Genomic DNA, 11137 nt, shown 5'->3' on the forward strand with positions numbered 1-11137 from the left:
GGGTCAGGTTGTGAGGCGGGTGCGGGTGCATCGTGGCTGGCCGCGCAGTTCCCCGCGCCCCTGGGTGGGACTCGCGCACCCGCGTACGGCGGCGAGGGGACGGGGTGGGGGGGGTCCGCCCGCAGCGGCCGGCGTCCGTTGCAGGGCCCTGCTCAAGAGGCCGAACCGCCGGACCGAGGACGGACACCCCCCACCCCGGCACCGACCCACGACGAAACCGCTGGCGCTACACACGCCCCCACCGGACCGCAACGGGCCGCCGCAGGCACCCAGGGGCGCGGGGAACTGCGCAAAAACGCCCGCCCCCACCGAACCCGCACCCCCCGCAACCCTGCATGATGGCCCCGACAAGGGAGGATCCGCGATGCTGCCACTTCGTGCACGGGCACTACTGGCCGTCCCGGTGTCCCTGATGCTGCTCGCCCTGACTCCCGCAGCCTCCCCGGCCCCCTCGGCCCCCTCGGCCCCCGTCGCCCAGCCCACAGATGCGCTGCTCCCCTTGCTGGTCGCGCAGGGCGGCGCTCCCGCCGCGGCGCTTCTGGCGATGGAAGAGAGCGGCGGCGGGACCCGTTACGCCGAGGCGGGAGAAGGGATCGCCCGCGCCGACCACTTCCGCGCCGGCAGCATCACCAAGACATTCATCGCGACGGTCGTCCTCCAACTGGCCGCGGAACACCGGCTGAAACTGTCCGACACGGTGGAGCAGCACCTGCCCGGCCTGGTGCACGGAGCAGGCAACGACGGTCGCGCGCTGACCCTGCGCGCCCTGCTCACCCACACCAGCGGCCTGAACGACTTCACCACGGACACCCGGGGCCTGGTCCCGCTCACTGCTGTCCAAGCCGTCCGTATCGCGCTCACCCACCCTCCGGCCGACCCCGGCCGCTACTCCTACTCGAACACCAACTACGTCGTGCTCGGCATGGTGATCCAACAGGTCACCGGCGACTCCTACGCCGCCGAGGCCGAGCGGCGGATCATCGCCCCGCTGCGCCTGACGGGCACCTCCTTCCCTGGTTCGCGCACCTCGCTGCCCTCCCCGCACGGCCGCGCCTACACCGCCGACGGATCCGACGTCACCGCGCTCGACCCTCGGGTGGCCGGAGCCGCGGGCGAGCTGGTGAGCACCCTCGCCGACCTGGACCGCTTCTACGCGGCGCTGCTCGGCGGCCGGCTGCTGTCCCCGTACTGGCTGCACGAGATGACGGACACCCGCACCGCACACGGCCTGTACGGCATGGGCCTGTTCCCGGTGAAACTGCCGTGCGGCACCACGGTGTGGGGGCACAACGGCCGCATCGCCGGCAGCTACGTGCGCACCGCAGCCACGGTCGGCGGCCGTCGCGTCCTCACCTTCCGCGTGAACACGACGTCGATCGCAGATCCCGACCTCGAACCGGCCCTGCTCGCCGCCGAGTTCTGCCCCCGCACCTCGTAGAACGACCGGGTTCCGAACGAAGATCCCGTCCCACGACACTCGTTCGAGTGATGTCGGCGGAGAGGCCTCCTCCCGTGCTCTACAACGGCACGATGTCCGGCGCCCCCAGCCGCGCCGCGTCCGCCGTCAGGTCGTCCGGCTGCCGCTGCGACTCCCGCTCCGCCTCCACCCGCTTCTCGTAGTGCTCGACCTCGCGCTCGATCTGGTCCTTGTCCCAGCCCAGCACCGGCGCCATCAGCTCGGCGGCCTCGCGGGCGGAGCGCACACCCCGGTCGAAGGTCTCGATGGAGATACGGGTGCGCCGGGTCAGCACGTCGTCCAGGTGTCGCGCGCCCTCGTGCGAGGCGGCGTAGACGATCTCGGCGCGCAGATAGTCGTCCGCGGCCTGCATCGGCTCGCCCAGCGTGGCGTCCGAGGCGATGAGATCGAGGACCTCCTCCGCAAGACTGCCGTACCGATTCAGCAGATGCTCGATCCGGGCGACGTGGAGCCCGGTGCGCGCCGCGATCCGCGCCCGCGCGTTCCACAGCGCCCGGTAGCCCTCGGCGCCCAGCAGCGGTACGTCCTCCGTGACGCATTCGGCGACCCGGGTGTCGAGCCCGTGCACCGCCTCGTCGACGGCGTCCTTGGCCATCACCCGGTAGGTCGTGTACTTGCCGCCCGCCACGACGACGAGTCCCGGCGCCGGATGCGCCACGGTGTGCTCGCGCGACAGCTTGCTGGTGGCGTCCGACTCACCGGCGAGCAGGGGCCTGAGTCCCGCGTACACGCCTTGTACGTCGTCCCGGGTCAGCGGTACCGCGAGCACCGAGTTCACGTGTTCCAGCAGGTAGTCGATGTCCGCGCTGGAGGCGGCCGGGTGGGCCTTGTCGAGGTCCCAGTCGGTGTCGGTGGTGCCGATGATCCAGTGCCTGCCCCAGGGGATGACGAACAGCACGGACTTCTCGGTGCGCAGGATCAGTCCGGTCGTGGAGTGGATGCGGTCCTTGGGCACGACGAGGTGGATGCCCTTGGAGGCGCGGACGTGGAACTGTCCCCGCTCGCCGACCAGCGCCTGGGTGTCGTCGGTCCACACCCCGGTCGCGTTGACCACCTGCTTGGCGCGGATCTCGTACTCCCCGCCCGCCTCGACGTCCTCGACCCGGGCCCCGACCACCCGTTCGCCCTCGCGCAGGAACCCGGTCACCCGCGCGCGGTTGGCGGTCTTGGCACCGTAGGCGGTCGCGGTGCGCACGAGGGTGGCCACGAAGCGGGCGTCGTCCATCTGCGCGTCGTAGTACTGCAGCGCGCCGACTAGGGCGTCCTTCTTCAAGGCGGGCGCGACGCGCAGGGCGTGACGGCGGCTCAGGTGCCGGTGCGTGGGCAGGCCCCGGCCGTGTCCCCGGGCCATCGACATGGCGTCGTAGAGCGCGACGCCGGAGCCGGCGTACAGGCGCTCCCAGCCCTTGTGCTGCAAGGGGTACAGGAAGGCCACGGGCTTCACCAGATGTGGGGCGAGCCGCTCGAGGAGGAGTCCGCGCTCCTTCAACGCCTCGCGGACGAGGGCGAAGTCGAGCATCTCCAGATAGCGCAGGCCGCCGTGGATGAGCTTGCTGGAGCGGCTGGAGGTGCCCGAGGCCCAGTCACGCGCCTCGACCAGGCCCACGGACAGGCCCCGGGTCACCGCGTCGAGCGCGGTACCCGCACCGACCACGCCGGCTCCCACCACCAGGATGTCCAGTTCGCGCTCGGCCATTGCTGCGAGTGACTCGGCGCGCTGCGCCGGCCCCAGTGTCGCTGTCCTCACCACTGCTGCCTCCAGCTGTAGATCGCGCCGGTCACCGTCCAGGGCCGGTCTTCCGTGAGGAGTGGCCCCGTCCGTATCCCTCATGCCCAATCCTGACCGCCTTGCCCGACTTCAGCCACCAGTCACCCTCAGCCTGTGGATAACTTTCACGACCGCGTAGGCCCAAGCCCACAACCCCACAGAAAGACACACGGAACCAATCCCGTATTTCGGTCATATTTACTCCTAGTCTGACATTGCGCTCGCTCGTCCAGTCCACAGGGCTTGCGCACCTGTCCCGCTTCGGTTACTGGGAAGGACGGCCCACGCCATGCCCGCAGATCTCGCCGTGATCGGACTAGGTCCCTACGGACTGCCCCTGGCCCAGGCCGCTGTCGCCGCCGGTATCTCCACCCTCGGCTACCGCACCGGCCCCGAGGCCGGCTCCCTCAGCCCCGCGGAACTGCGCCGGATGCTCTCGGGGGGCTTCCGGACGGCAGCGGGCCCCGCCGAACTCGGCCGGGTGCGCACGGCGGTCATCTGCGCCCCGACCCCGCCGGGCCCGGACGGCGGCCCGGACCTGAGCCAGGTGGAGGCGGCGGCCCGCACGCTGAGCACACACCTGCGCCCGCACACCACCGTCATCCTGGAGTCCCCCGTACCCCCGGGCACCACCGAGGAATTCCTGCGCCCGCTCCTCGAAAAGGGCTCGGGCCTGCGCGCGGGCCGCGACTTCCACCTCGCGTACTCCCCCACCCGGGTCGACCCCGGCAACCGCGACTTCACGCCCGCCACCACCCCCAAGGTGATCGGCGGTCTCACGCCCGCGTGCACGGAGTCGGCCGCCGCCTTCTACTCGCGCCTCACGGACAAGGTGGTACGCGCGCGTGGCCCGCGCGAGGCGGAGACGGTCCAGCTCCTGGAGACCAACTACCGCCACGTCAACATCGCCCTCGTCAACGAGATGGCCGTCCTCTGCCACGACCTGGGCGTCGACCTGTGGGACGTCATCCGCTGCGCGGAAACGAAACCCTTCGGCTTCCAGGCGTTCCGTCCCGGCCCCGGCGTCGGCGGTCACGCGATCCCCCGCGACCTCACCAGCGCCGGCCGCTCCCTGCGCATGGTCGAACTCGCCCGGCAGGTCAACGACCAGATGCCCCGTTACGTCGTCCAGCGCGCCGCGGCCCTCCTCAACGAGCACGGCAAGTCCGCGCGCGGGGCCCGTGTCCTCCTCCTCGGCGTCACCTACAAGCCCGACCTCGCCGACCAGCAGGGCACCCCCGCCCAGGAGGTCGCCGTACGCCTGATGGAACTCGGCGCCGCCGTCAGCTACCACGACCCCCACATCCCGTCCTGGAGCGTCCTGGACCGCCCCGTCCCGCGCGCGGACTCCCTCTACGAGGCGGCGGCCGACGCGGACCTCACGATCCTGCTCCAGCAGCACCGGACGTACGACCTGCAAGGCCTGTCGGTGAAGGCCCAGCTGCTGCTGGACACACGGGGGGCCACGCCTACGGGGGCGGCGCATCGGTTGTGAAGGGGGGCGCACGGGTGGACCTGCGGCCGGAGCCGGTGGCATGCGGGACGCGGCGCGGGTACCTTACGGAGACAGGTGGGGTCGGCCGCAGGGGGTACTGCGGCAGACTCGTGGATGGTTCACGGAGTGTCCGCCCCTAGTTCTCGTGGGGGCGGCCGCGCATCGGCCCACCAACAAGGTGGAGCCCACCGCAGTGGCCACTGCGGCAGGCTCCTGATGGTTCACGGAGTGTCCGCCCCTAGTTGCCATGGGGGCGGCCGCTCACCATCCGAAAATCCGCAAGATCCACCTCCTCCGGCACTTCACCATCCGCAGACGGAGTCGGTCCCAGCGAGTGGGCTTGCGGTGACGTCCCATGGACGCCCCCTTCCACGACACCGCCCATTGACCCGGTAGGCGGTCCGTCGGAAATCGGGCCGGGCCCCGAGGAGCGGGGTCCGGAACCAAATCCTTGGAAGGGGGCGCTCCAGGAACCTGGGGCGCCGACACGGACGTTATCGCCCTCGGCCAGGCTGACCAGCCCGTTTCCACCCCGAACGCAACCGCGCGCCCCCGCACCACCCCACGCGCCGCCCGCCTCGCAAAGCCCCAGGGCACACGAAAGGGGGCCGGTCACCACCAGGCGACCGGCCCCCTTTTCCCGCCGTAAGACCTACCGCTTGTGCTGCGAGTCGGCCACCGTGACCTCGACCCGCTGGAACTCCTTCAGCTCGCTGTACCCGGTCGTGGCCATCGCCCGCCGCAGCGCGCCGAAGAAGTTCATCGAGCCGTCCGGGATGTGCGAGGGGCCCGCCAGGATCTCCTCGATGGTGCCGACGGTGCCGAGGTCGACCTTCTTGCCGCGCGGCAGTTCCTCGTTGACGGCCTCCATGCCCCAGTGGTGGCCGCGGCCCGGCGCGTCCGTGGCACGGGCCAGCGGAGAGCCCATCATCACGGCGTCCGCGCCGCAGGCGATCGCCTTGGGGAGGTCGCCGGACCAGCCGACGCCACCGTCGGCGATCACGTGCACATACCGGCCGCCGGACTCGTCCATGTAGTCCCGGCGAGCGGCGGCCACGTCCGCGACCGCCGTGGCCATCGGGACCTGGATGCCCAGCACGTTCCTCGTGGTGTGCGCCGCGCCGCCGCCGAAGCCGACCAGCACGCCCGCCGCGCCGGTGCGCATCAGGTGGAGGGCCGCAGTGTAGGTGGCGCAGCCGCCGACGATCACCGGGACGTCGAGCTCGTAGATGAACTGCTTCAGGTTCAGCGGCTCGTGCGAGCCGGAGACGTGCTCCGCCGAGACGGTCGTGCCGCGGATGACGAAGATGTCCACGCCCGCGTCCACGACGGCCTTGGAGAACTGCGCCGTGCGCTGCGGGGAGAGCGCGGCCGCCGTGATCACGCCCGAGTCGCGCACCTCCTTGATGCGCTGCCCGATCAGCTCCTCCTTGATAGGAGCCGCGTAGATCTCCTGGAGGCGGCGGGTCGCGGCGTCCACGTCCAGCCCGGCGATCTCGTCGAGCAGCGGCTGCGGGTCCTCGTACCGCGTCCACAGGCCTTCGAGGTTCAGCACGCCCAGGCCGCCGAGCTCACCGATGCGGATCGCGGTGGCCGGGGAGACGACCGAGTCCATGGGGGCGGCCAGGAACGGCAGCTCGAAGCGGTAGGCGTCGATCTGCCAGGCGATCGAGACCTCCTTCGGGTCGCGCGTACGACGGCTCGGGACGACGGCGATGTCGTCGAAGGCGTACGCCCGGCGGCCGCGCTTGCCGCGCCCGATCTCGATCTCAGTCACGATGTGTGGCCTTTCCCTGATGCGTTGCAGCGCCTTCCAGTATCCCCGACAGGTACGGCGAGGGCGGCCCCGGATGCTCCGGGACCGCCCTCACGCGCGCGTGGACCTCAGCGAAGGCTCACTTACGGCTGTAGTTCGGTGCCTCGACCGTCATCTGGATGTCGTGCGGGTGCGACTCCTTCAGGCCCGCCGAGGTGATCCGCACGAAGCGGCCCTTGGACTCCATCTCGTCGATGGTGGCCGCGCCCACATAGCCCATGGTCTGGCGCAGCCCGCCGACGAGCTGGTGCAGGACGCTGGAGAGCGGGCCGCGGTAGGGCACCTGGCCCTCGATGCCCTCGGGCACGAGCTTGTCGTCGGCGGAGACCTCGGCCTGGAAGTAGCGGTCCTTGGAGTAGGACTTGCCCTGGCCGCGGGACTGCATGGCGCCGAGCGAGCCCATGCCGCGGTACGACTTGAACTGCTTGCCGTTGATGAACTGCAGCTCGCCGGGGGACTCCTCGCAGCCCGCCAGGAGCGAGCCCAGCATCACGGTGTCGGCGCCGGCGGCGAGCGCCTTGCCGATGTCGCCGGAGTACTGCAGGCCGCCGTCGCCGATCAGCGGGATGCCCGCGGGACGGGCGGCGAGCGAGGCCTCGTAGATGGCGGTGACCTGCGGAACGCCGATGCCGGCGACCACGCGGGTGGTGCAGATGGAGCCGGGTCCGACACCGACCTTGATGCCGTCGACACCGGCGTCGATCAGCGCCTGGGCGCCGTCACGGGTGGCGACGTTGCCGCCGATCACGTCGACGCCGACGCTGGACTTGATCTTCGACATCCAGCTGAGGGCGTTGCTGTTGTGGCCGTGCGAGGTGTCGACGACCAGGAAGTCCACCCCGGCCTCGGCGAGCGCCTGGGCGCGCTCCAGGGCCTCGGGGCTGGCGCCGACGGCGGCACCGACGAGGAGCCGGCCCTCGGCGTCCTTGGCGGAGTGGGGGTACTTCTCCGCCTTGACGAAGTCCTTGACGGTGATCAGGCCCTTGAGGACGCCCGCCGCGTCGACCAGGGGAAGCTTCTCGATCTTGTGGCGGCGCAGCAGCTCCATGGCCTCGCTGCCGGAGATGCCGACCTGGCCGGTGACCAGCGGCATCGGCGTCATGACCTCGCGCACCTGACGGCTGCGGTCCGACTCGAAGGCCATGTCGCGGTTGGTGACGATGCCGAGGAGCTTGCCGGCCGGGTCGGTGACCGGGACACCGCTGATGCGGAACTTGGCGCACAGCGCGTCGGCCTCGGCGAGGGTCGCCTCCGGGTGCACGGTGATCGGGTCGGTGACCATGCCGGACTCGGACCGCTTCACCAGGTCGACCTGGTTGACCTGGTCCTCCACGGAGAGGTTGCGGTGCAGCACGCCGACGCCGCCGAGGCGGGCCATCGCGATGGCCATACGGGACTCGGTCACCTTGTCCATGGCGGCCGAGAGCAGCGGGATGTTGACCCGGACGTTGCGGGAGATGCGGGACGAGGTGTCGACCGCGTTGGGGAGCACCTCGGACGCTCCCGGCAGCAGCAGCACGTCGTCGTAGGTCAGCCCTAGTGTGGCGAATTTACCGGGCACTCCGTCGACGTTCGCAGTCATGACACCTTCCCCAAATGGCCTTGATCGGTGCGGATGTCCATGCTAACGGGAAGCAAGGATGGCAAATTCCACGGATTCCGCGGATCCACAGTTCCTGGTCCCGCTCCGGGCTTCGTATGTTCGTACGGAACGGGCGTGCCGCCTGTTCAGGAGGGCGCCCTACTGCTCGGCCAGCGCCCGCAGTCTGCTCAGCGCCCGGTGCTGCGCCACACGGACCGCACCGGGTGACATTCCCAACATCTGACCCGTCTCCTCCGCCGTCAACCCCACGGCGATGCGCAGCAGCAGCAGTTCGCGCTGGTTCTCGGGAAGGTTGGCCAGCAGTTTCTTGGCCCATTCGGCGTCGCTGCTGAGCAGCGCCCGCTCCTCGGGGCCGAGCGAGTCGTCCGGCCGCTCCGGCATCTCGTCGGACGGCACCGCCGTCGAACCGGGGTGGCGCATGGCCGCGCGCTGCAGGTCGGCGACCTTGTGCGCGGCGATGGCGAAGACGAACGCCTCGAAGGGGCGCCCGGTGTCGCGGTACCGCGGCAGGGCGAGGAGAACGGCTACGCAGACCTCCTGCGCGAGGTCCTCCACGAAGTGCCGGGCGTCCCCCGGGAGGCGGGACAGCCGGGTGCGGCAGTAGCGCAGGGCCAGCGGGTGGACATGGGCGAGCAGGTCGTGCGTGGCCTGCTCGTCCCCTTCCACGGCACTGTGGACGAGCGCACCGATCGCCCCATGGGGATGAGCCGCCTCGTCGTCACGCATCGGTCCATGGTGCCCTGGCGTCGTTGGATCCGTGACATCGCGCTGGTTGTTGTGCACCGAAGCGTTATGAGCAGGTGCGCCGGAAGCCATACCCTGCGCCCTCCCCTTCCGCTCGACCGAATCGTCCCCGAGAGACTCCACATCTCAAGGATGCGGCATCCGCCACGAAACAAGCAGCGGCGTGTCGCAGGGGCCGCTCGACCGCGCCCCGTCAGGGGCGCGGGGCTGCATCGATGTGCGGCTCCGCCGCGCGGGCGCGACCGGCCACGGACAACCCGCGGCCTTGCTACGACCTCACGCGACGGAATGCTCAGCGCACCAGGCCCCAGCGGAAGCCGAGCGCGACCGCATGCGCCCGGTCCGAGGCACCGAGCTTCTTGAACAGCCGCCGCGCGTGTGTCTTGACGGTGTCCTCGGACAGGAACAGCTCCCGCCCGATCTCCGCGTTGGACCGGCCGTGGCTCATTCCTTCGAGGACCTGGATCTCACGCGCGGTGAGCGTGGGCGCCGCGCCCATCTCCGCCGAGCGCAGCCGGCGCGGGGCGAGCCGCCAGGTCGGGTCGGCGAGCGCCTGCGTCACCGTGGCGCGCAACTCCGCGCGCGAGGCGTCCTTGTGGAGGTAGCCCCGCGCACCGGCGGCGACCGCGAGAGCGACCCCGTCGAGGTCCTCCGCGACCGTGAGCATGATGATGCGCGCACCGGGGTCCGCGGACAGCAGCCGCCGTACGGTCTCGACGCCGCCCAGACCGGGCATGCGTACGTCCATCAGAATCAGGTCCGAACGGTCCGCGCCCCAGCGGCGGAGGACTTCCTCGCCGTTGGCCGCGGTCGTCACGCGCTCGACGCCGGGCACGGTCGCGACCGCGCGGCGGAGCGCCTCTCGGGCAAGCGGGGAGTCGTCGCAGACGAGGACGGATGTCATGGCCGTCCTCCGCAGCTGATGCACGTCACCTTGAGCCTCCAGGCTGGTACGAAATCGTCACCTGTGCGGTCGACCGTCTCGGACGCCTGCCCGAGCACTTCTTGTTTCAACCGCCTCCGCACTCTCAACGACGGTCACCCGAAAGAGTTACGGGGCTGCGCACTGTCTTCGGCACTCTACGTGAGGGCGCGGACACGGTGCAGACATGCACGACGGACCCACAACGTTTCATCACAACCCATGCCCCATTCGGACCCTTTTCTTCCCATTTCCCGGTGTCTGAGGCTAGATTCGCAATGAGTCATATTTTCATCTCCTTAGATCGTAGATGTACGGTCGTGGACACCGTATCCGCCCAGAACGGCTACAAGGGGTCACGCAATGGCAGATTTCTCCCGCCTTCCCGGACCGAACGCGGATCTGTGGGACTGGCAGCTCCTGGCCGCTTGTCGCGGAGTGGACAGCTCGCTCTTCTTCCATCCGGAGGGCGAGCGCGGTGCGGCCCGGAGTGCTCGCGAGAACTCGGCCAAGGAGGTCTGCATGAGATGCCCGGTGCGCGCGCAATGTGCGGCGCACGCGCTGGCGGTGCGAGAGCCGTACGGCGTGTGGGGCGGGCTGACCGAGGACGAGCGCGAGGAGCTCATGGGGCGGGCTCGGCACCGGCTGGTGTCGGCTTCATCCGCCGGGAGCGGCGCATCGAACAATTGAAGGAACGTTTCTCCATGAAGGGCACGCCCGCGCGTGCCCTCTTCCTTCTGTGCGGCGGAGCGCCTATCGGTCGGCCGCGCGGGCCAGCTGCTCCAGGGTCGCCGCCACCGCCGGCACCTGTGCCAGGTCGGGCAGGGTGAGCGCGACGATCTCCCGCCGGACCGTCGGTTCCAGCGTCACCGTGCGCGCACCCCGGGTCCGTACCGACTCGACGGCGAGCTGGGGCAGGACGGCGACGCCGAGCCCGGCGCCCACCAGCCCGACGACCGCCGGGTAGTCGTCGGTCGCGAAGTCGATGCGGGGCGTGAAGCCGGCGCTCTCGCACACCTCGACCAACTGGCCCCGGCAGCGCGGGCATCCGGCGATCCACGACTCCCCGGCGAGCTCCCCGATGGCCACGGACTCCGCGCGCGCCAGCCGGTGCCGCTCCGGTACCAGGGCGACGAGCCGGTCGGTCAGCAGGGGCCGTACGACGAGGTCGTCCCACTCGTCGCCGCCCGCGGCCCCCTCGTACCGGAAGGCGAGCGCGATGTCGCAGTCGCCCTCCCTCAGCAGGGCGACCGACTGCGGGGGTTCGGCCTCTTCCAGGGAGACCCGGGTGCCAAGGTGGGCGGCGCGCAGG

General features: G+C 70.6%; 9 protein-coding genes. 3 read left to right on the top strand and 6 right to left on the bottom strand.

The genetic code is table 11. The features are described 5' to 3' along the window. Positions 1-364: 364 nt before the first annotated feature. Entirely contained in the window at positions 365-1438 is a 1074-nt protein-coding gene (locus ACFVYN_RS29470; protein WP_390003753.1) for a serine hydrolase domain-containing protein, read from the top strand. Between the two features lie 79 nt (positions 1439-1517). On the opposite strand, the gene ACFVYN_RS29475 is transcribed toward ACFVYN_RS29470, so the two are convergent. After that, the gene (locus tag ACFVYN_RS29475) at positions 1518-3224 is read right to left on the bottom strand and encodes a glycerol-3-phosphate dehydrogenase/oxidase (RefSeq protein ID WP_390003755.1); all 1707 of its coding nucleotides are present in this window, start codon (positions 3222-3224) and stop codon (positions 1518-1520) included. Positions 3225-3534: 310 nt separating this feature from the next. Between ACFVYN_RS29475 and ACFVYN_RS29480 the strand changes: the two genes are divergently transcribed. Further along, complete coding sequence (locus tag ACFVYN_RS29480; protein ID WP_390003758.1) at positions 3535-4740, top strand: nucleotide sugar dehydrogenase; 1206 nt, start codon at positions 3535-3537, stop codon at positions 4738-4740. Between the two features lie 652 nt (positions 4741-5392). Here the strand turns inward: ACFVYN_RS29480 and ACFVYN_RS29485 are convergent. From ACFVYN_RS29485 to ACFVYN_RS29500, 4 genes are all read right to left on the bottom strand, one after another. Further along, complete coding sequence (locus ACFVYN_RS29485; RefSeq protein ID WP_390003759.1) at positions 5393-6517, bottom strand: GuaB3 family IMP dehydrogenase-related protein; 1125 nt, start codon at positions 6515-6517, stop codon at positions 5393-5395. 118 nt (positions 6518-6635) lie between these two features. Further along, positions 6636-8138: an IMP dehydrogenase gene (gene guaB, locus ACFVYN_RS29490; RefSeq protein ID WP_390003761.1), complete on the bottom strand. Its 1503-nt coding sequence runs from the start codon at positions 8136-8138 to the stop codon at positions 6636-6638. A gap of 159 nt (positions 8139-8297) precedes the next feature. Next, positions 8298-8885: a sigma-70 family RNA polymerase sigma factor gene (locus ACFVYN_RS29495; RefSeq protein ID WP_007384137.1), complete on the bottom strand. Its 588-nt coding sequence runs from the start codon at positions 8883-8885 to the stop codon at positions 8298-8300. 310 nt (positions 8886-9195) lie between these two features. Next, positions 9196-9807, bottom strand: a complete 612-nt coding sequence (locus ACFVYN_RS29500; RefSeq protein WP_003948568.1) for a response regulator transcription factor — start codon at positions 9805-9807, stop codon at positions 9196-9198. A gap of 381 nt (positions 9808-10188) precedes the next feature. Here ACFVYN_RS29500 and ACFVYN_RS29505 point away from each other — a divergent pair, with 381 nt between their 5' ends. Then, positions 10189-10515 carry a WhiB family transcriptional regulator gene (locus ACFVYN_RS29505; protein WP_390003763.1) on the top strand — a complete coding sequence of 109 codons (327 nt, stop codon included), beginning with the start codon at positions 10189-10191 and terminating at the stop codon, positions 10513-10515. A 63-nt stretch (positions 10516-10578) separates the two neighbouring features. Here ACFVYN_RS29505 and ACFVYN_RS29510 read toward each other — a convergent pair. Continuing rightward, a partial coding sequence (locus ACFVYN_RS29510) for a LysR substrate-binding domain-containing protein (protein ID WP_390003765.1) occupies positions 10579-11137 on the bottom strand: 559 nt, incomplete at its 5' end.

It is taken from the genome of Streptomyces sp. NPDC058307, from assembly GCF_042880295.1.
Taxonomy (GTDB): domain Bacteria; phylum Actinomycetota; class Actinomycetes; order Streptomycetales; family Streptomycetaceae; genus Streptomyces.

What these genes read in the sequence shown, in the direction of transcription:
- ACFVYN_RS29480 (WP_390003758.1), top strand. Translation starts at nt 3,535, where the DNA reads ATGCCCGCAGATCTCGCCGTGATCGGACTAGGTCCCTACGGACTGCCC.
- guaB (WP_390003761.1), bottom strand. Translation starts at nt 8,138, where the DNA reads ATGACTGCGAACGTCGACGGAGTGCCCGGTAAATTCGCCACACTAGGG.
- ACFVYN_RS29495 (WP_007384137.1), bottom strand. Translation starts at nt 8,885, where the DNA reads ATGCGTGACGACGAGGCGGCTCATCCCCATGGGGCGATCGGTGCGCTC.
- ACFVYN_RS29470 (WP_390003753.1), top strand. Translation starts at nt 365, where the DNA reads ATGCTGCCACTTCGTGCACGGGCACTACTGGCCGTCCCGGTGTCCCTG.
- ACFVYN_RS29505 (WP_390003763.1), top strand. Translation starts at nt 10,189, where the DNA reads ATGGCAGATTTCTCCCGCCTTCCCGGACCGAACGCGGATCTGTGGGAC.
- ACFVYN_RS29500 (WP_003948568.1), bottom strand. Translation starts at nt 9,807, where the DNA reads ATGACATCCGTCCTCGTCTGCGACGACTCCCCGCTTGCCCGAGAGGCG.